This is a genomic window from Halomonas sp. 111, from assembly GCF_052379685.1.
GTDB lineage: Bacteria > Pseudomonadota > Gammaproteobacteria > Pseudomonadales > Halomonadaceae > Vreelandella > Vreelandella citrativorans.
Genome location: NZ_JBQSYV010000009.1, coordinates 25,540 through 45,624, shown reverse-complemented (window position 1 = coordinate 45,624; position 20,085 = coordinate 25,540). Strand labels below are relative to the sequence as shown.

At 51.4% G+C, this 20,085-nt stretch carries 14 protein-coding genes; 12 read left to right on the top strand and 2 right to left on the bottom strand.

What is annotated here, in order from left to right; all coding sequences use genetic code 11:
* The first annotated feature begins 10 nt into the window (after positions 1–10).
* The 12 genes from ACT3T7_RS08450 to traN all read left to right on the top strand — a co-directional run bounded on the left by ACT3T7_RS08450 (position 11) and on the right by traN (position 17,484).
* The gene (locus ACT3T7_RS08450) at positions 11–565 is read left to right on the top strand and encodes a TraV family lipoprotein (RefSeq protein WP_444630686.1); all 555 of its coding nucleotides are present in this window, start codon (positions 11–13) and stop codon (positions 563–565) included.
* 32 nt (positions 566–597) lie between these two features.
* Positions 598–966 carry a TraA family conjugative transfer protein gene (gene traA / locus ACT3T7_RS08445; protein ID WP_444630685.1) on the top strand — a complete coding sequence of 123 codons (369 nt, stop codon included), beginning with the start codon at positions 598–600 and terminating at the stop codon, positions 964–966.
* A 239-nt stretch (positions 967–1,205) separates the two neighbouring features.
* On the top strand, positions 1,206–6,788 hold the full coding sequence (locus tag ACT3T7_RS08440) for an Ig-like domain-containing protein (protein WP_444630684.1): 5,583 nt from the start codon (positions 1,206–1,208) through the stop codon (positions 6,786–6,788).
* Positions 6,789–6,957: 169 nt separating this feature from the next.
* On the top strand, positions 6,958–7,716 hold the full coding sequence (locus ACT3T7_RS08435) for a DsbC family protein (protein WP_444630683.1): 759 nt from the start codon (positions 6,958–6,960) through the stop codon (positions 7,714–7,716).
* 1 nt (position 7,717) lies between these two features.
* Positions 7,718–10,165, top strand: coding sequence for a type IV secretion system protein TraC (gene traC / locus ACT3T7_RS08430; protein WP_444630682.1), 2,448 nt, complete (start codon positions 7,718–7,720; stop codon positions 10,163–10,165).
* A complete protein-coding gene (locus ACT3T7_RS08425; RefSeq protein ID WP_444630681.1) occupies positions 10,155–10,664 on the top strand; it encodes a hypothetical protein in 510 nt (169 codons plus the stop codon). The genes traC and ACT3T7_RS08425 overlap by 11 nt, the downstream gene beginning before the upstream one ends.
* Positions 10,665–11,219, top strand: a complete 555-nt coding sequence (gene lepB, locus ACT3T7_RS08420; protein ID WP_444630680.1) for a signal peptidase I — start codon at positions 10,665–10,667, stop codon at positions 11,217–11,219.
* Positions 11,194–12,456 carry a TrbC family F-type conjugative pilus assembly protein gene (locus ACT3T7_RS08415; RefSeq protein ID WP_444630679.1) on the top strand — a complete coding sequence of 421 codons (1,263 nt, stop codon included), beginning with the start codon at positions 11,194–11,196 and terminating at the stop codon, positions 12,454–12,456. The genes lepB and ACT3T7_RS08415 overlap by 26 nt, the downstream gene beginning before the upstream one ends.
* Positions 12,446–13,147: an EAL domain-containing protein gene (locus tag ACT3T7_RS08410; RefSeq protein ID WP_444630678.1), complete on the top strand. Its 702-nt coding sequence runs from the start codon at positions 12,446–12,448 to the stop codon at positions 13,145–13,147. Before ACT3T7_RS08415 ends, ACT3T7_RS08410 begins: the two co-directional genes overlap by 11 nt.
* The gene (locus ACT3T7_RS08405; RefSeq protein WP_444630677.1) at positions 13,144–14,163 is read left to right on the top strand and encodes a TraU family protein; all 1,020 of its coding nucleotides are present in this window, start codon (positions 13,144–13,146) and stop codon (positions 14,161–14,163) included. Before ACT3T7_RS08410 ends, ACT3T7_RS08405 begins: the two co-directional genes overlap by 4 nt.
* A 13-nt stretch (positions 14,164–14,176) precedes the next feature.
* Positions 14,177–14,728 (top strand): DUF2726 domain-containing protein, encoded by a 552-nt coding sequence (locus tag ACT3T7_RS08400; RefSeq protein ID WP_444630676.1) that lies wholly within the window; start codon positions 14,177–14,179, stop codon positions 14,726–14,728.
* Positions 14,725–17,484, top strand: coding sequence for a conjugal transfer mating pair stabilization protein TraN (gene traN / locus ACT3T7_RS08395; protein ID WP_444630675.1), 2,760 nt, complete (start codon positions 14,725–14,727; stop codon positions 17,482–17,484). The genes ACT3T7_RS08400 and traN overlap by 4 nt, the downstream gene beginning before the upstream one ends.
* Before the next feature lie 119 nt (positions 17,485–17,603).
* Here the strand turns inward: traN and ACT3T7_RS08390 are convergent, their stop codons facing one another.
* Together ACT3T7_RS08390 and ACT3T7_RS08385 are read right to left on the bottom strand one after the other, a co-directional pair.
* Positions 17,604–18,500 (bottom strand): hypothetical protein, encoded by an 897-nt coding sequence (locus tag ACT3T7_RS08390; RefSeq protein WP_444630674.1) that lies wholly within the window; start codon positions 18,498–18,500, stop codon positions 17,604–17,606.
* Between the two features lie 723 nt (positions 18,501–19,223).
* A complete protein-coding gene (locus tag ACT3T7_RS08385; RefSeq protein WP_444630673.1) occupies positions 19,224–20,024 on the bottom strand; it encodes a hypothetical protein in 801 nt (266 codons plus the stop codon).
* Between the last annotated feature and the right edge of the window lie 61 nt (positions 20,025–20,085).

The window sequence follows — 20,085 nt, the reverse complement described above, 5'->3', positions numbered from 1 at the left end:
AATTCGATTAATGCTCTTAAGGGCATCTTTGGGACCGGGGTCATTTATGAATATCTCTTTAACATCTTTCACCAAGCTCGCTGCCAGTTTTGGCGTTGCGATCGTGGTATCTGGTTGTGCTGGTTGGAACATCGGTGACCCGGAGTACGGATGTAGTGGAATGCCAGAAGGGGTGAAGTGTATGTCAACTCGTGACGTTTATAACCTCACCAACGATGGCTATGTTCCTGATCCAATCACCAATTCGTCTGAGCGCTCTGGGCAAGTATCACGATCTGAGGCTAATGCAGGCAGCGGCGTAGGGGAGGGTTCGTCTGATCCTAATGATGTCGTGAGCAACTACGTTGCCCCACGTCTTCCTGATCAGCCGGTCCCTATTCGCACACCTGCAGAGGTAATGCGCGTTTGGATCGCGCCTTGGGAGAACGATATAGGTGACTTAATTGTGACAGGCTATCTCTATACCGAGGTTGAACCCCGGCGCTGGGTGATAGGTGAACAAGCTGCCGATACCCAGCCCTCGTTACGTCCGCTGCAAAGCATTCAGCAACCCAGCGACGACTAAACCAGTTATGAATATTTGTGGAGAACACTTAAATGAACGCACTGATGCAACGTAATGGGACGATGATGCTAGGGGTCGCAGTGCTAGCCCTAATTGCATTCGTCATCTCCTCTCAAGCCCTCGCAGGCGCGGGGGGGAACGAATTTGAGGAAGTCTGGGGCACCCTGGAAGATTGGACTCAGGGTACATTAGGCCGGATTATCACCCTTTCCATCATCGTGGTAGGTGCGGTGATTGGGGTAGTACGCCAGTCCCTAATGACCTTTGCTGTCGGCTTTGCCATGGGCATGGGCCTCTATAACGCCCCCACCATTATCGATTCCATCGTATCAGCCACGCTGACAAATGCTGCGACGGTAGTAGGCACCGGCATGACGATCACCAACGGACTGGGCCTCTAAACCGGGGCAAATTTACCCTTTAGCACCGTAACATCGCATTCCCTCCTTGAGTCCTACTTGGCTGCCATCCCCGGCAGCCTTTTTTATGTCTATCCTTTATTGTGCCTCTTCGCCGTTTGATGCTCTTAAGGGATATGCCAGCACCCCTCCTCAGTAGAGAAGTCATATTACGCTTTCTAGTGGCGCTATCCGTTTGGAATGCGCTCTCTAGCTAGAGTAAACATACAGGAGGGTTACAAATGAGTAGCCATTTTTTAAGTCCTAAGCGGCTGGTAAAAGCGGCGTTAGTAGGGGTTATGGCCATAACCTCTACTACGGCCTATGCCGAGTTATTGGGTTATCATTTTACTGACGTTTACGGTGAGCAGCGGGAGGTGGGTCCTGATCAAACCCACATAAATCCCGAAAGTGAATTGACTTTCTATATGCGCGCAGGTGTAGACAGAAGGCTCAAGATTGAATTCTTAAATGAGCGTGAACGCGTAATTGAGGAAAATCTTAGTGAATTAATTGGTGCAAATGATCGAATCGAACATGGGGGAAGTACGCATTACGGAAAAGCCTTAAAATTAAGTGCACCCAAAGACGGAAGCTACTTTTTAAGATCATCGATCTTAAGCTCAAGTAACGATGTAATCACGGAAATGACCTATCCCATTACAGTTTATCGGGGTGCTCCTTCGGTCGGGGATATTGAATTATCATCTTCGATTGGTAATTATGAGAATGACCATGGCTTACCGATAGTTGGAGGTACTTATTTCCAGGGCTTCTTTTTAAAAAATCTCGAATCTGAAGTTGGTCTGTCTTATGCGAATTTCAGACTTATAAATGAGAATGGAAGTGTTTATTACGATAGTGACATACCTATAGATGGAAATGAGGCCAGTATAAGTCGTAATGTCATGCCCAGTAATAGTTGGCAAAAAATGACATTAGTCACCCGCGCTTATGATGTAGCTGGTAACTTCAGTGAGAACAGCCAAGAGTTTTATATTTCAAACGGTAATCATAGTAACTTTGACATCGTTGGTGTGTACGAACCTAGTGTTTATAGTGGAGAACCCCTTCACGATGGCGAAGTAGTTGAAAATTACGTCCCTTATGTACCAGGCATGACGGTTCATGAAAATCCAGTTAGATTCTTAGCAAAAATTCCTAAAACTTACTACGTAAGTTACTCTCCCTATGGAGTAGGGTTTCATACAGGTGGACTAACACATATTCAAAACAAGCCTATAAAAGAAACGCGTTCTCATGTATACGCCCCAACAAGGGAAAATGTATCACTGCTTAAATATGAGGAAAGTAAAATATCTGTTCGTGGTTATGATCGAATGAGAAACACAAACGCGGTTAACCTTACCGTTAAGTTAGCCGAATCTGCTGTAATTGCCCCGCAGTTAGTAAGAGCAGAAATGCGGTATAGTGATATTGGTTATACCACAGCACATCGAAAATTCTCTCAGTCTGACCAAAATGCAAACTTGATAGGTGCTCGAGTCACAGTCGAACCAAGGCCTTATAGGCAAAGAGTGGTTATCAGAATGAGTGGTTCATCTGCATATGGTTCAGAGACTGTATATGTAGAGCCAGGTGAAACAGAGGCATCAGTATCGTATAACTACAATCGTGTAGATGATGGTCTTACCAATAGCAACGTTTCTGTGGCATTGTATTTTGTTGTGTATGGCGAAGGCCCAGCTAAAGGGCTAAATACTCAAACAACGAAGCACATTTGGATGGAATTTGATGTAACTCCACCCGAAATTAACTCTATGGTAATAGAGCCAAATACTATATTAATCAATGCTTATGAGTCTGAAGAAGACCGGGTTTCAAGTACAACGCGTTGGAGGAACTATCATGTAGATAGCTCAAGCTCTACTATAGATATTGCTAATGACTCAAATAGCTATACCATACGATCTTCTGGTGAGATTGCACATAGCCATTGGACAAGAGATGTTTTGTTCAGACTGAATGATGTTCCAGAAGGTGTTTATACTAACGTTATTGCTAATATCCATGATTCTCATGGTAATATCGCTTCTAAAAGATTCACTGAAGAATTTGTTGTGGATCGAACCCCTCCTGTAATTAATGTCAAGCATGATGCTGTTATTAGTTCTCTCGATGATATAACAATTCAAGTTACGGATAATATTGATGTTTCACCGCAAGTAACTAACGCTCGTATTCATGGGGGGCCAGCTAATGATGACATTAATTTGGCAACTGTCTTACAGGCTGGAGGTATTCCAACATACCGGCTAGAGTATCCTGTGATATTTCCGAGCCTTACCGAAGGAGAGAATTATCAATTAGAGATTACTGCTGAGGATGCTAGCGGTAATACCATATTACAAAAAACGAGCTTTACCTATTCTCCGGCTATAGTATCGTTAACAACCGGTGATCAGGGCGCAATCAAAATACCGGCCCGTGCCGCTTCATTCCTTCGATCTGATGGGGGACAAGTCTTACAAAGTGAACCGTTAAAACTTTCTGATGGTTCAAATGTTGCTGGTACATACGACGTTTATGCCACTCTGCGAAGTGATGCTGAGATACCGCTCATTATAAACGGTGTTCGCGTTACCCCTGGTGATACTCAAGAAATTATGGGTCGCCATGATTTTTCTTCAAGTAAAGGACGCTTAAGTATTCCCGTAATGCCCGCAGAGGATGGTTTAGTGGGTACTTCGTCCATCTTGGTTACAACTACTGCACCAAATGCCCCGGTATTACTTGTAGATATCGAAACATGGGAAGGGGAAGCTAACTTATCTGGTAGCAGTCTGGAAGTCCGACAGGTAATTGATCATGTTAAACTTACTGCAAACCCGACTGCTAGCACTTACTGTCGCTTAACAAGACGAGAGTCAGTGTCGCGTCAAGCTGATGCTATTAGTAGTCCAGTTTGCTTTATGGAGTGGGACAGATTGCCGGACGAAATATTCCCAGTTGACTCTCGTAGTAATAATGAAAATACCGAGGCAATCGCAATTGAGGGGATGGGTACTCGATTGGGAGCCCAACCGATCGCTTATAGCCTGTATATGTACGATGCACAGGGCCATAAGGTCAAAGTAGGCAGCGGTAGCGATACTTTGAACGTCGTCTCTGCGATGAACTCCGTGCAGTACGTAAGTGCAAGCGATTATTCCGAGGTTGATCGTGTCCTACACGAATTTGATCTAAGGATGTCCCAAAGCAGTGGACCTACCTGTACACCAACGTTAACGGAAAGCCTGGCCCGTCAGGCCGCTGAACGAAATGGATACGATCCCAGTCGGCGCAGTTGCTTCTTTGAATGGTCCCCTATACCCACAGGCCTCGAACAGGCAGAGGGTACTGACATCCCGCAGCTGACCGGCTTCATTGGTTCCAATGGTCAGTACACGCTGGGCTGGAAGGCTTACATCTACTCCCCGGAAGGCTTTAAAGCCCCTGTTACCCTGCAAACCCTGGAGATCACTGTAAAAGATCCCGAAGTGCCGACTGTCGAGCTGGATTCGGAGTATCAGCACGAGGACAACCTTTATATCGTTCCTCAAAACCGTAATTCTCTCGGTGGCCTGACCATCGATGGCCTGCCAACGGAAATTCGTGTGGACCTACGCCGTGGTCAAGAGCAGATCGAAAACGAGGTTTACCAAGCAGGGTGGGGTGCTCGCAACCGGCTTATTCGTAACATCCGTACTTCCCATCAGCCTGTGTGGGGCGAGACGTTGCACCAGGTTGCGGCAATTTATGAGAAAGTCCCTGATCTACGTACCGACGCGAGCTACCGGGTGGTGGCAGCCCCATCCGACAACATCCAACCGCTCGTCGAGTTAGACAGTGATACCGTATTGGACACTGAACCGCTTAAGGTACGCGTTAAAGTCCGCAACATGATGGATTTCGATGGGGACTACGTACCCGAAGAAATGGGCCTTTGGAATGTGCGATTGCTCAATCAGCAGTCCTTTTCGAATCAGGAACCCCTAACTGAGTTTGTCGAAGCGGTAAACGGCGAGTTTGAGTTCGAGATTGAAATGGAGCGGCTTTCCGATGCTGGACTGCGCCTGGTAGCAGAAGCTCAACTGATATCCCCCATTGAAGGGTATGAGCGGACGGTCGTCTCACGACCGACCTATGTACAGGTTCTTCGGGGTGGTGCCATTGAAGGTGACATCACAAGTCGCCAATTCACGGGACCTGCGCCCCTCACCGCGATTTTCCGAATCGCGCTGGAAGATCGTCTCGATCAACAGGCGCTGGGCGATGTCATTTGGCAAGTCAGCACAGATGAAGGCAGCACTTGGGAAGACCAAGAGATCGATCCACGCCGGCCCATGCAATTTTATAAGTCCTTCGATGAAGGCACCTACTTGTTGCGTGCGTACTTGCATAATAGGAACTCGGGTGCAGAGTCCTATACAGAGCAGGTAGAAATTGTCAGTTACGCCCAACCTGAGGTCGCAATTAAGGGGCCTGGTGTTCTCTTTGTTGGGGACACACACACGTATGTTGCCGAGGTAGAGGTATCCGATGAGGCGATCAAATCCGCCGATGAAGCGGTGGTCGATTGGTCATTGGATGGTGGTAAAACTTGGCCTTACAGCGGACGTGAACTGGAGCTTCATTCAGACACTGAAGACCGATTCCCGATGCGGGCGCGTACACGTATGCCCGAGGCACCAGCAGACGATCGGTATGCTTATCAGGAAGGTCGCTTGAATGTAGACTTCCGGAACGTCGTTTCGCCACGCGTTCGTGTGCGGACTCCAACAAGTCTTGAGCAAGGTATTCCCTATACGGTCAGCGCCACGGCGAGCGTCCCATACCGGGGTATGGAATATGAAATAAATGGTTATTTCACGTTGCCGGATGGCACGCGACAGGATGGGGATGTAATCGAGTATATCCCAACTGCGGCGGACTCTGAATTGGGCTCAGCTACCTTCCTTTACACGGCCTGGATTGAAGGCTTCAAGGACGAAACGACCGCAACCGGTGATCGGAAAAGTCGCGTGTGGCAATACGTCTGGCCTGAGTTCTACTTCACCGATCGGGTGTCTGCACCAGCAGCCCCGGCAGAAGTATCACTTTCGCTTCGCCATCGTAACGGTGCTCGTCGTCTCGACGAGCCAACCTACAATTGGGAGCTACCCGAAGCCATAGATGAACTGCAAGAGCGTGGTGACATCACACGTAGGTTTATGATCACTGAACCTGGGACGCATCGTATCCAGGTTGAGGTGACTGACGTACGTGGGCACTCGACGACTGTTGAGAAAGTCATTGAGCTCGCTGAGCCAGATCCCTACGACATCAACTTGCGCTATACACCGTCGAACTCGTTCATGCGAGAGCCACTCGATGTTCGGCTTCGCCCGATCTATCGTGGCGGACACCCACATGATCGTGTGAACAACCAGCGATTCCGGGTGAATGGCGATGTAATCTCCGAAGGCTCTAATTCGGCGGTGGCCACCCTGAATGCCGGCCGGCATGAAGTCATCTTTGAGATTGAAACCAGCTACGGGGTATCAGACGAAGAGAGGGTATTCATCGATGTGGCTGAAAACCAAGTCCCCACGTGCGAGCTTGAAACCAGCGAATCGAGCCGCAACTGGATCATTCGTGCCAATTGTGTCGACGTGGACGGTCGGGTAACGAGGTACCACTGGATGGTGGACGGCGAAGAAAGTGCCCGAACATCAAACAGGCTAGGTATTTCGAAGAAGGACTTCGACGACGAAATGCCAGAAGTTATCCTGATCGCAGTGGACGATTCGGGCGGTGCATCAGACCCCATCACCGTTCAATAACACACCAGGAATAGCTATTACCGCCACCTTAGGGTGGCGGTTTTTTTTGGTGTTATCTATTTTCTTTGCCTATATCCCTGTAGGCGCCCTTAAGGGATGTTTCGGTGCCCCCCCGGTTTTAAGGCCTGCCTTTAAGCTTGGCCAATACACCACTGTGCCGAGACCACCCATGAAAGCTTTAATCCGCAATTTGACCGTCACTTTAACCACCGTGGCTGCAGTTTCTTGCGCCCAAGCGGCCATGGAGCCTGCCTCCCCGATCCAGGACACCCCCCTGTTTGCCGATATCCCGTTTGAAGAGCTAAAGCATTCCGACATGGATATACGTCAGATTATCCCATTACCCATTACGGCGTTGAGTGCTGTAAACAATGCCGGGCAAATTCTCTATAGCTCAGGAAACGGCCGCTTTGTCTTTATTGGACAAATGTATGACTTATGGCGTGGAGCCAGCCTCGACACCATGGAGGATATTCAACAAGCGGCTACCCGTATCTATCTGGACAAACTACAGCTACATGCAAGTGACCTTAACAGCGTCACCATGGGGCATGGCCCAACCGAGATCACCATCTTCACCGACCCGCTATGCGATCACTGTCATGCGTTGGCCCAAGAGCTCAAAGCTTACTTGGATGATTACACCTTCTACTTCGTGGTTGTGCCGGCGCTTTCCGATGAGTCCGAAGGCTTGTCAAAGCGTATTCACTGCGCGAAAGAACCCAGCCAGACGCGCGATGCCTACCTGACCGGGACAATCGAGCAGCTCGCCCAGCGCGAGCCCTGTGATATGGAAGGCTACGAAAAGACACTGATGGCAGGCGACATTCTCGGCGTCAATGCTGTGCCTTTCTTGATTCATGAAGACGGTCGGATAAATCGTGGTCGTCCCCAGCACTTGGAGCAGTGGCTAGAGGGGGAGCTTTAAAATGGAAGTAGTTGTTAATCGGGGGTTTAAAGACAGGCTTTATCCCAAGAGCATGGAAGCATCGTCCCTGATCCCCGTACTGGCTTATGAGCCTGATCTTGGCCTGTACCTGAATGATGATCAAACGCTCGGATTCGCCTATCTTTGCCAGCCCTTGACCTACGGTGACGAAAAGATACAGGACCGAGTCACCGAGTTATTCAATCAGCTTTTCCCAGAAGAGACGACCCTCCAATTTATTCTGTTTCGATCGCCTGATGTAAATGCCCAGCTGGCAAGCATGTCGATGCTGAGGGATGGTTACCAGCACCCATTGCTGACCAACGTCGTTAAGGAGCGGATTAAGTTCTTGCGCAGGTACACAGACGAAAAGCTGGTTGTCAAAAGCAAGAAGGGAACCTATGACAACGGTCTGGTGCAAGACCAAAAGCTGATTATCACGGGCAAAATACCTCTCAATAACCACCAGCCATCTAAATCCGAGCTAGAAAAAGTAAGCCTCCTCAAAGAGAAAGTTGAATCTTCACTGCGTGCCATCGGGCTAGGGCCACGCCTGATTGACGCCAAGATGTTCATTCGCATCATGGGTACCATGCTGAATTGGGGGCCCAATGCGTCTTGGCGAAACGGTGACAGCTACGACCATCAGAAGACGATTGCCGACCAGGTATTCGACTACGACACCGAGATTCGAATCACGCCGGACTCACTAATGTTGGGCAACCAGCACGTCCGGCTACTTAGCGCGAAGAAATTGCCTCCTGCATTTTATTTCGGCAGCGCTATGTCGTATGTGGGTGATATTACGGGGGGTAGTTCGTCGGTCAAAGAGAACTACATGATTTGCACCAATATCTACTACCCGCGGACCCAGAAAACGAAGGATCGGTTGGAAACCAAGCGTAAAATCACTGTTAACCAGGCTTATGGCCCTATGCTTAAAATGGTCCCGGTACTGGCAGAGAAGAAAGGCGACTTTGATGTCATGTACGACGACTTGGGGGATGGCGCCAGCCCGCTGCAGCTAAGTTACCATGCGGTTATCTTTGCCCCCACCCGTGAGCGTGCTCAGGCCGCGGCGACCTCGATGGCAAGCTACTGGAAAGAAAATCGCTTCACAGTGCTCGATGATAACTTTGTCGGACTCCCCATCTTGCTAAATTCGTTGCCGCTGGTAACCGACCGGAAAAGCGTCAAACACCTGAAGCGCTACAAAACCATGACCAGCAAGCAAGCCGCAGTTCTGGTACCGATTTTTGGTGAGTGGAAGGGGACCGGCACGTTCCATGCCGCTCTGCTTTCGCGAAATGGGCAATTAATGTCGACGAGTCTGCATGACTCCGACACGAACAAGAACCTGGTCATCGCGGCGGAGTCTGGCTCGGGCAAGTCATTCTGGGCGAACGAGCTCCTACTATCCTATATGTCGGAAGGGGCGCAGGTCTGGGTGATCGACGCCGGTAAGTCCTACCAAAACCTTAACGACGTACTGGAAGGTGATTTCCTTCAGTTCGGTGATAACACCGAGATCTGCTTAAACCCTTTTCCGTTGGTCAAAGACTACTCCGACGAAGAGGATGCCCTGGTTTCGCTAGTGGCCACCATGGCATCTGAAAAAGGACTACTGACCGAGCTTCAAAAAGCCAAGTTAAAGGAAATCATGTCCGCTCTCTGGGATAACTTGGGACAGCGGATGAAGGTCGATCACATCGCCAATACTTGCTTAGAGAATGCTGACTCGCGTGTTCAGGATATCGGCTCACAGCTATTTATGTTCACGTCGAAGGGTAACTACGGTAAGTATTTTGCACACGAAAACAATGTTCGATTCACCAACCCCTTTACGGTACTGGAGCTTGACGAACTGCAAGGGCGCAAGCACCTACGCCAAGTCGTTCTTTTGCAGCTTATCTACCAGATTCAGCAAGAAGTCTTCTTGGGTGAACCCGACCGCAAGAAAATCTGCTTTATCGATGAGGCCTGGGATCTTCTGAAGGAAGGGGAAGTGGCTACCTTCATCGAACACGCTTACCGAAAATTTCGGAAGTACGGTGGCTCGGTCATCATTGCCACGCAGTCGATCAACGACCTCTATGAGAACGCCGTGGGCCGAGCGATCGCAGAAAACTCCAGCTCAATGCACTTGCTGGGTCAAACCACTGAAACCGTCGAGTCAATTCGAAAATCCGGCCGCCTTACCTTGAGCGAGGGCGGATTCAACCTGCTGCGCTCGGTTAACACGATCTCTGGTGTTTACTCCGAAATCTTTATCCGATCCAAGACGGGTATTGGCGCTGGACGGTTGATTGTAGGGGAGTACCAGAAGCTCCTCTACAGCACCGACCCTGTCGATCGAAACGACATTAACCGCTACAAAAAACAGGGTCGCAACATCCACGATGCTATTCATCAAGTGCTGAATGACCGGGGGCTAAACGATGTCGCATGATCCTAAACAGACGACCCCTCAGTTGGGTGCCGATGACTCTGTATCGGAAGCTATGCCAGTAGGCGCAGGCGAAGAAACAGCTGCAACTGCCACGTCTGACCAACAGGATACAGGCGAGAAGATAGCTCCTGACAGCCCCTCAGCACAGACTCCCCCACGGGTATCTCGAAAAGGGGACTCCATCACCGGCACGATTCTGATTTGTACCACCATGATCTGTCTGGTTATGGGCTACTTCTTGCATAACCGTATTGCCGCGCTAGAGGCGGTTTCATCCTCCTCGACCGGCGACATTATAGTGATCGACTACCAAAACCTTTTTGCCAATCTTCCTGAGGACGTAACCGGTGAAGAGGCGGAACGCGTTTTTAGCCGAGTAAATGAACGCATTTTGTCTTTACAAGATGCCGGGTTCATCGTGCTCAATGCGAATGCCGTTCTTGCCGCTCCCCCCGATACACGCCTGGATGGGTCCTTGCTGTTAACGGAGGAGCCCTGAATGCTAGAGGAATCGGTGGATAAACAACCTCCCTATCCGTACGCCCAGAAAGGCTTCTGGGCGAGCAGGCGCCGATATCTGGTCAAGATGGGAGTGGTGGCAATAGCGATTGTCGGCGTCGGTGCGGCCTTTGTTAGCCGCTACCACATCGGTCTGGATACCCAGGAAATCAAGTGCATAGGCAATTACACTTTTTTCCTGGTTGACCGTGGCAATAAGACGCTTGAGCGGGATGCTATCTACGCCTTCGAAGCGAACAACGTACAGCCCTATTTTGCCGACGGAACACAGATGGTGAAAATCCTCAAAGGCCTTCCCGGTGATCATGTAGCCATTACTGATCGAGGCGAAGTGATTATCAATGGTGAAACTGTTGCTTCGAACATGGCCCTATTGATGGATCTGGGGGGCGATATCAGCCAGTTCACTGGCGAAACGGTATTGGAAGAGGGTCAGTACTGGTTTATGGGGGAATCAGCGTTCAGCTTCGATTCGCGCTATTGGGGCACTGTCGAAGAGGAGCAGGTCATTGGACGTTCATATCCACTCATCTAATCGCCGCTCCACCTTAGTGAAAGCCATTCAGGCAGTGTTATTGATCTCGCCCTTCATGTCGATGGCCATTGCTAGCGAGCGCGGAGGCGCTTCCATCCTAACTGATGCTGACATGAGCGTTATCGACCAAGGACGTGAACTGCAAGAACAGGCGCCTAAACGGCTTAACATTGATGATTACTTCCCACCGGATGCCAATACCGACCGGCGGGATGCCGAGAAGTTCTTTTCAGATCTTTCTCGAACCAATCCTACGCTACGTGAGCACACCGCTCCGCAGGGAGATCCTAATGGTCCCGGCGAACGTTATGCTGAGCACGAAACCCTGTTGTTTGCCTCGTTCTCTCTTGAGCGCCAAGGGTTAGAAGACATTCTGCAGGTGGCGTCAGATGACCCCTCCATCGCAGTGATCTTCCGGGGGATTCCTGACGATATGGAGGTGTCGCAAGGGGTCATGTTCATACAGAGCCTGGCGACGCAATATGACCCAGTACCCACAGTGGTAATCGATCCAACGCTGTACAGAGACCATAACGTAACGGTAGTCCCAACCCTCATTCGTATAGGCGATACCCCTAGCCCTGACGACGTAATCGCGCGCGTGACAGGCCTCACCGAGCCGCAATGGCTTGATCGTCACCTGATACAGGGTAATCGAGGCGACTTCGGTACCAGAGGGCCAGTGGCTGAGGTGATCGAACGAGATCTTATCGAGGTCATGCAAGAGCGTGTCGCTGGCATAGACTGGGCTCAAAAGCGTGAGGATGCGGCAAAGCGTTTCTGGAGTGGACAGCGATTCCAGTGGCTACCTTCAGCAACGCGGCCGCGCACGCGCGAGCTCGATCCACGCGTGCGGGTATACGAAGATATCTTGGGCCCTGATGGGCAGGTTATTGCTGCGCAGGGTACCGTCATCAATCCTCTGGATACGCGCCCGTTCGACCAGACGGTTATCATTTTCAATGGCACCGACCCAAGGGAAATGGAGCTGGTGGCCGAGCGATTGCCTGGGCTTACAGATGAAGCGGCGAGAGTCACTTTCATTGCGACTGAAATGGACTCAGATGAGGGCTGGGACGCTTATAAAGAGGTGACCGACTACTTCGATGCACCTGTCTACCTCCTGACACCGGAGCTGATTGGGCGTTTTCAATTGGAATTCACTCCGTCCGTCATCACCAGCGATGGCACGAACTTCATTATCCAGGAGCTTGTAAGGGGGCGTGATGAAGGCTAGTGCCCGCATGGCCTTCCAGCCGATTGTTTGCAGCCAGACCGGTTCATATCGCGCCTACGAAGTGCTTGCACGATTCCAGAGTGGCGTCAGCCGATTCGATGGACCCAGTGGTCATGTAATGCCTGGGGAGTGGGCTGAGCTCGATCTGTGGATCATCAATTCGTTGAGGGACTGGTCTTGTCATGGCAACCAGCTTCGTCATCCGCTGTATATCAACTTGTCTACCGAAACCATGTCCGATGATGACACGTTCGAGTTATGGATCGAGCGATACCACGCTTTGTTCGGACATATCAATACCCCTGTAGTGCTAGAGCTCAATGAGAAGGTCAGTGGTGATGTGATTGACCGGCGTTGGTCACCCCTGGCAGGCCTTAATGTCGGCCTCGCCCTTGATGATTTTGGTTCGGACAATGCTTCTTTGGATCGGCTGCACGCCTTCCCTTGGACAACGTGCAAATTCCAAAGCCAATGCCTAGGGCTTGGTGATTCCCCCGCAGGACTCCGTTACGCACAAGATCGGAAGATGTTGACTATCGTCGAGCGTGTTGAGTCCGCTCTCGACGTACGGAGGGCCAAGGCAGCGGGGGTCTCGCTTCACCAAGGCTATTACTACGCGCGGCCCCGTGTCGTGGCGTCAGAATATGCTGTCATACCATCCCCCGTCGCGCTCGCCGAGGTCGCTCTATGAAACTGCGCCGCTTTTTCGCGCCTTTGTTGTTGGCCATCGTGGGCACACTAGGCGCTACGAACGTACAAGCCTTTGCAGGCTGCACCAATGCTGAAGTGATTGGCCCCAAGCTGATAACGGATATTTGCTGGGACTGTCTGTTTCCCATTCGAATTGCCGGTGCGCTTTTGGGGGGCAACAACAATCGTGTGCCTGACGGGGGGGCCAATCGTGTCCTCTGCTCATGCCAGGATAACCTTGGCGTGCCCCGGCCGGGTGTCGTCACGAGCTTCTGGGAACCCGCACGGTTGGTGGAATTTCAACGGGTACCCGGATGTTCATCTGTACTGAATGGCATACGGTTTCCCATGGATCGGACTTTTCAGGGCCACCATGGCGGTACAGACATGGACGGTGGTGATGGCAGCTTTATGCACTATCACTACTATGCATTTCCGCTCCTAATGATGCTCGACATGTTTGTCTCCGGTTCTTGTAACAGCGATGGTTTTACCGATCTCGACCTGATGTACCTTTCTGAGTTGGACCCCACCTGGAATAACGCTGACCTGGCGTTTTTTGCTAACCCGGAAGCCGCTGCAGTTGCGAACCCAATTGCTGCGGCGGCGTGCACGGCTGATGCCGCCGCATCCACGGCGGGTAAGCCCTTGGACTCCATGTTCTGGTGTGCAGGCTCATGGGGGGCTATCTACCCACTTTCTGGGGGGATGACCGGGGGCAATGATGTGATCCGTGAATCCAGTCTTTTGAAAACGCGAGTGTTAGCGGCGCTACATCGCCGCGGCCTGGCCTGGAAAACCATGGGGAATGAGGCCATGTGTCGGGGTGGCCATATCAGCCCCACATTACCCAAAACGCAGTACCGGTTTAGCCTGTTGCACCCTCTGCCGGAGACCAAGCGAGGTCACGTGATGGGGGAGTCCACGCTGCGCTGGGGGAATGCTCGCATTATTCCAGGGGTCGCCGAAGATCCTATTTATACCATCTGGCGCTGGCAAGACTGCTGCAACCTCTGATCCAGGAGAAAAAATGGATTTCCAACTAAGCGGTGCCCTGGCGCACTTCACTAGCAATGAACTTTGGCTGCCATTGGGGGCCATCGTAATTCTCGGGTTTCTAGCGCTGGTTATCCTGTTATGCAAACGCCAGCCTCAAGCCAGGTACAATGGCCGGGAGTATTTGTTTACCAAGACGGAATGGGTGTTCTGTCAGGTACTACAACAGGCCTTAGGTGATCGGTACTTCATCATGGGCAAGCCTCGCATTGCCGATGTCTTGTATGTCCGCAAGGGACTTTCTAAAAGCGATTGGGCCAGCGCGTTCCGCAAAATTTCAAGCAAGCACGTCGACTATCTCATCCTGGAACCTCTTGAGGGCCGGATAGTGGCCGCCATTGAGCTAGACGACCCTTCCCACCAGCGAAAAGATCGCCAGGCGCGGGATATGTTCGTCAACGGCGCCTTTTCTGAGGCCGGAATTCCCTTGCTGCGCTATCCCACCGCGAGAGAGTACGACCTGGTTACCATCCGGCAGGACGTCGATGATGCGGCCGTCCAACGTCTGGGAGATATTGCTTCATGAATGCCATTGTTCGCCACAACTGCTTCCGTAATCTGGTGTGCTGGCTACTGATTGCTCTGATGCTTGTTCATCCCGTCCTGCTTTATGCCGATGCGTTTACGGATGCAGCCCGTAGCGGCCAGGGATTTGCCGATGACATTAGGCTTAGCGATCCCGCTGGTGTCAGTGGAGGTAATATCGCGTTTGGCAGCGGTGACGCGATAAGCGTCAGCGACCTTTTCCCGGATACGGCTACGGGGTCCGGGGGGAGCAGCAACTATCCACACATGCGCGCCGACGGTGAACTCAAAGGCGAAGCGGGTAGCGACAGCGGTCTGTCCAACATGGGTATCGACGCGCTTACCAACATGCGATCTGAAGTAACCAGCCCTGGTGGCCCAAGCTCTATTCAGGGCATGGCCTATGAGGTTGTTCACAAAGCCAGCGATCACTCCCGACCGAATTTCGCCGCTGACCCAATGATGAATCAGTCACGTAACGTTTTTGCGGATATGGAGGCGTTCTCGAATGAGTTCGCGGATTGCAGCGTCGATGACAGTTTTAATGAAGGCAGTTTCGATGTTCACATGCCGGATTATCACCGTTGTAACGTCGTAGAGGATCGTACCGCCTCTTGTCAGCTTCGCCATGAATACGATGCGAAAGTCATATCGCACTTCGATGGTCCTATGAACATCGCGCCTTGCGGTGAAGGATGTCTCAATACCTGGATTGGACAAGTGGGTGACGACTACTGGAGTGGCAATTGCACCATCTACGAAGAGGAGACCTATATAACTGTCGATAATCCAGAGGCAATTACGTCGGCTGTTTTAGACAGAGCCCTTTGGGATGACTATATGCAGGTCTACTTTGGTCCCGTAGGAAGCGAAACGCTTATTTGGGAAAGCATGCCAGGCGTATTCCCCCCTGAAACCCCAGGTGCATGTGAGCTCAACACGAGCTGGGATACCAACCCAAACCTTGATATAACCCACCTTTTTAAAAGTATAGAACCAGGTGGCGTCGCTCGGTTCAAAATACGGGTATCCGTCACTGGGGAAGGCGAAGGCTATGGTCGGATCAACATTCAGTACGATTCGAAGAAAGCGATCACCCTGGACGAGTGGGGCGATGAGAAATGTCTGGAAGCGGTCAGCGGTGTGCGGGATGGTTTTGCCACGGCGGATGCCACCTGTACAAATAGCCCTGTTGGCTCCGATGGATGCTATGCAACCAACGGGGTAACCATTTGCCCCCATATGCTGAAACCTTCTCCGATACCAGAACTATCTCCGTTGTGCAGACTAGCCGAGGTAGACGTAAGCTACGACTTCTACAAAGGCTCGATGGACTGCTGGACGGACGTTAACGGGAATGAGGTGTGCGAACACAACGAAGGTGGGACGCTTGACTCTTGTCAGGCCTACGAGGACAACCCTCAGTGCGGCTTTATCTCGACCACCTGCGTTGATGGCGCCCGAGGCGACTCCGGTACCTGCTACGTTCGCGAAGATACATATGACTGTGGTTCCAGTCAGTCGGTTCCAACGTTAAATAAGTCCTCTGAGGTCACCTGCGGCGGGCCAATTCGTTGCATGGGGTCGGAGTGTTTTGACCACGAAGCTGAGGCCAGTCCAGACTTTGCCCGAGCCAGCGCTCTACTTAATGCCGCACAGTTCATGGGCCAAGATCTCGCTTGTAGCGGAACTGATGAAGACGGCGGGATTATTGGAGACGCCGACGTTCAGTGTACGGTTTTCGCTGGCACGCCTGGAGAGTGTAAAAAGGCAGTAGGTGGTACGGTAGATTGCTGCGAGGCGCCTGAGGGCATTAACCTTGGTGATTACCTCACGATGATCATGACGGTGCCCAAAATCGATGCTGGTATTACGGCGCTAGAAGGGACGTCGGCTGATGCTGTATTTGGGGCTTATAATGCGCTGCGAGAGCCTGCAATGAACTCCTGGTCGACGGTGACGCAGCCCTTCACGTCTCGCCTAGAAAGTGCTTCTGGCGCCTGGGATACGTTGAAAGGGTCAGTCCAAGACAAGGTCATTGAATTTACCGAGCCCCTGCGTGAAAAAGTGGCAGAGATGACTAGTGATGTAATCTTTGGTGCTGCAGAATCCGCAGGTGCACCATTGGTGGAAGGTGCGGGAAGCGAAGCTGCAGAAAGCTTTTCCGAACAACTTCTGGGCGAAGCTGGAGCATCTTTTTTGGGTGCCGCTATGACTGCGTACCAGATCTATGTAGCCGCGATGTTGGCTATTCAGCTCATCTGGAAGTGCGAGGACAGCGAGTTTGAAATGAATGCTCAGCGTGAACTGGACTCCTGCCACTTCGTTGGGTCCTACTGCAAGTCCAAGGTGCTGGGTATGTGCATCGAAAAGCGTGAAGCCCACTGCTGTTTCAGCTCGCCTCTCTCCCGCATCCTGCAGGAGCAGTTGCGAGCTCAAACCGGAGCTAGCTGGGGAAGCGCCGAGGCGCCATCATGCGCGGGCATTCCAGTGGAAGAACTTGCAAGCGTTGACTGGGAGGCAATAAACCTTGACGAATGGCTGGGCCTTTTGGCCCAGGAAGGCCTCTACAACGGTGCCGGTGATTTCAGTTTGGACTCATTGACTGGGGCGGGCTCTGCGCTTGACGTTGGTGGACGACTTAATACTGTAGATCGCTCCATGGAGCGTTTTAATGATGTCGATATCGATGGGGCCAGACAGGATGCGCAAGGAGATCTTAGAAGCCAAGGTGTTTGGGATAGCCTGAGTCCTTAACCCATTCCGCTACCGATAGCTTTCAAGTAGCCGAAAAAAAGCCCGGTATCATTAAATTGTGATATCGGGCCTTTATTTTCTATCCAGCTTGCAAAGTGCCCTTCAATAGGGCCCATTGATTACTCTTGGGTAATAAATAATTCTGCTTTCCCTTCATTCAAAATCATCGGGGGGAGGGTATCCCTGCCTTTTTCGTAGATATAGAACCAGCCGGGCATGGTGTTGGAAAGGCTCGTCATAATGTCTAATCGTAGCTGTTCAGCCTCTTCTTGGCCTAACGAAGCCTTAAGCTCATCTGAAAGCTTTGCCACCACCTGTAAGGAGTTGGTTCGCTTATCTGCATAGAAAGGGTAACTACGTGTCCCAGCCTCGCTCTTCGCTACGTAGGGCGTTTCACGTAGTGATTGGCTTTGTGAGGGGTAGATAAGGCCCACAGAGCAAATCTCGCTGCCAGAGCTAGCGTCGTCATTGCTAAGGCATCCAATTTCCTCGTTAACGAGGCCCAAAGCTAGCATATTCCGTGAAGAGTTTAGCCGAGCATCCAGAGCTTCAGGTACTACTTCGAGGGTAAAACCATTCTCACCAGCTGCAACCTGTCCGGCAGACATAAAGTGCTCTCGAATCACCTCTTTAGCATCAACTGGGCTGTCAGCTTCTCGCTCGGGAACGAAAGCAAAGGCGCTGTCGTATCCCATCATTCCCGGCCCCGACAGAAGTGCAGACGCCAAGCCGATACCGAGAGACGCTCCTCCGTTCAAGCCAAAACCAGCCGAGCTATTCAGCGCCAGAGCCGTGCCAGCACCTCCCGCCATATCACCCATGACAGTGCTGTACTCGTTGGCGCCTAGTTTGGTGTCTCGCGCTTCCCGAAGTCCGCCGGCCCTTGCCAGATTATAGGCTCGGCTGTTGTCTTCGCTGTAGCTACGATCCCCCATCGGAACGCTCGGCACACCGGCGCAACCCGCCAGTAGTGAGAATGCTGCAATAGTTGTCGTGAGGGTAAACGCTTTATTCATGTTGTCTTCCTGATGATCCTGTCCATTTGTATGCCTATTTTACCGCAATAGGGGGGTGGCCCAAATTTAATGACCTTGAGAAATCTGGTTCTAAACCCCGTAATGAACCGCGAGATTAAGTCCGCTGTTTAAGCTGTTCCCCGCGACAAACAGCGGGTTGATATCCACTTCTCAAACTGACCAGGAGCCCACGTCTAGGGCTTAAGAACGGAAACAAGCGCCCAGTGGTGATCAATAAAACGATATAAGGCACCATAACCGCAAAGGCATATAGCCATATCGCGATACGGGTTAAGGTGGCTGTAACCTGTTCATTTGTAATGGTTGTGACCGTGCTTTTTTCACAGAGAACTACAGGGCCAGGTACAGCGTTACTCTCTCCGAGCGGCACTATGGTTGAGGGGGTCTCGCAGCCCAGGTAATTGATACTCCCCTCGGTCGCTGGACCCAATGCTTGAAATTCGGCAACGCTATCTACTGCCTCAGCAATAAGCCTCTCAGGCGATATGGGGGTTATGGCCATATAGGACGCTAGCAATAGGCCTGCTATAGAGGCCGGCCATACGATGAATATGGTGAACAAGCACATAAAGGATTTTGTCAGTAAACCAGTGGCAGTATAGATATGCTGCATGTGTTTGCCTTTTGTTCAGTTAACAAAATGCCGCCGTGTTCAACGGCGGCAAGAGATCATTCTTTCCAGGTGACCGACAGGCCTGGTACTCAGACGACCGTAGCCGTTTCTTGAGGGGATGCTTCGTTGTGGGCTACCTCAGCTGGAGCGTCGGCCACAGGGAAGCCTTCGGTCGTCTCACCGGCGTCCTCGGCGATATTCGCATCCTGCTCTGCGTGATCTGGCATCATCGGTGCTTCAGTTTTAACTTCGGCATCCTTGCCCTGATTCGTCGCGGAGCGGCGAGCGCGACCTTCGGTTTGAATGATTCTTGAGGCGGTGCGGTTGATGTGCTGGCGCCACGTGCGCGCGGCAGCTGTACGTTGCTTACCGGTCATGACCTGAGCGTGCCAGAGGCTGTCGACCAGCATAACCAACTTGTCGAGCTTTTCGACCAGCTGAATAAATTGTCTTACCGTGGGCGCGGTGATTTCAACGGCCAACTCTACAGGGTTTGAGTAGCGATCAACGCCGTCAACCTTGTGCTTCTCCAGCAAATGCTCCATTTGAGCAATGACTGTATCCAGCTGCTTATCGGCCTCCGAAAGCATTGAACCGATGACGTCGGACACTTCGTCGATCTCATCTTCGTTACCAATGATGCGCAGGATAACGTCAGTAGAGAAAAGACTGTAAGCGACACGGATGAACGATCGCTCCATGACCTGCTGTGCCTGGAGTGAGTACAGCACGAGCGTGTGGTCCATGATCGGACGCGAATAGACGTTCTTGCGCTGGGCGTGTTCTTTGTTACTGCTGGGCACCGTCATCTGGTGCCGCATCTGAGTAGACGGACTGGCCGGCTTCTGAGCGTTTGGTTGGGTTAGGAGGGTCGGAGTTTCGGTCGTCATGGTGGTGGTTCCTCAACGGTTTGGTAAATGTCTAACGGTACGCCAAATCACGATAACGCCA

Excerpts from the sequence above, each read along its gene's own strand:
- ACT3T7_RS08450 (WP_444630686.1), top strand. The coding sequence starts at position 11 with ATGCTCTTAAGGGCATCTTTGGGACCGGGGTCATTTATGAATATCTCT.
- traA (WP_444630685.1), top strand. The coding sequence starts at position 598 with ATGAACGCACTGATGCAACGTAATGGGACGATGATGCTAGGGGTCGCA.
- ACT3T7_RS08440 (WP_444630684.1), top strand. The coding sequence starts at position 1,206 with ATGAGTAGCCATTTTTTAAGTCCTAAGCGGCTGGTAAAAGCGGCGTTA.
- ACT3T7_RS08435 (WP_444630683.1), top strand. The coding sequence starts at position 6,958 with ATGAAAGCTTTAATCCGCAATTTGACCGTCACTTTAACCACCGTGGCT.
- traC (WP_444630682.1), top strand. The coding sequence starts at position 7,718 with ATGGAAGTAGTTGTTAATCGGGGGTTTAAAGACAGGCTTTATCCCAAG.
- ACT3T7_RS08425 (WP_444630681.1), top strand. The coding sequence starts at position 10,155 with ATGTCGCATGATCCTAAACAGACGACCCCTCAGTTGGGTGCCGATGAC.
- lepB (WP_444630680.1), top strand. The coding sequence starts at position 10,665 with ATGCTAGAGGAATCGGTGGATAAACAACCTCCCTATCCGTACGCCCAG.
- ACT3T7_RS08410 (WP_444630678.1), top strand. The coding sequence starts at position 12,446 with ATGAAGGCTAGTGCCCGCATGGCCTTCCAGCCGATTGTTTGCAGCCAG.
- ACT3T7_RS08405 (WP_444630677.1), top strand. The coding sequence starts at position 13,144 with ATGAAACTGCGCCGCTTTTTCGCGCCTTTGTTGTTGGCCATCGTGGGC.
- ACT3T7_RS08400 (WP_444630676.1), top strand. The coding sequence starts at position 14,177 with ATGGATTTCCAACTAAGCGGTGCCCTGGCGCACTTCACTAGCAATGAA.
- traN (WP_444630675.1), top strand. The coding sequence starts at position 14,725 with ATGAATGCCATTGTTCGCCACAACTGCTTCCGTAATCTGGTGTGCTGG.
- ACT3T7_RS08390 (WP_444630674.1), bottom strand. The coding sequence starts at position 18,500 with ATGAATAAAGCGTTTACCCTCACGACAACTATTGCAGCATTCTCACTA.
- ACT3T7_RS08385 (WP_444630673.1), bottom strand. The coding sequence starts at position 20,024 with ATGACGACCGAAACTCCGACCCTCCTAACCCAACCAAACGCTCAGAAG.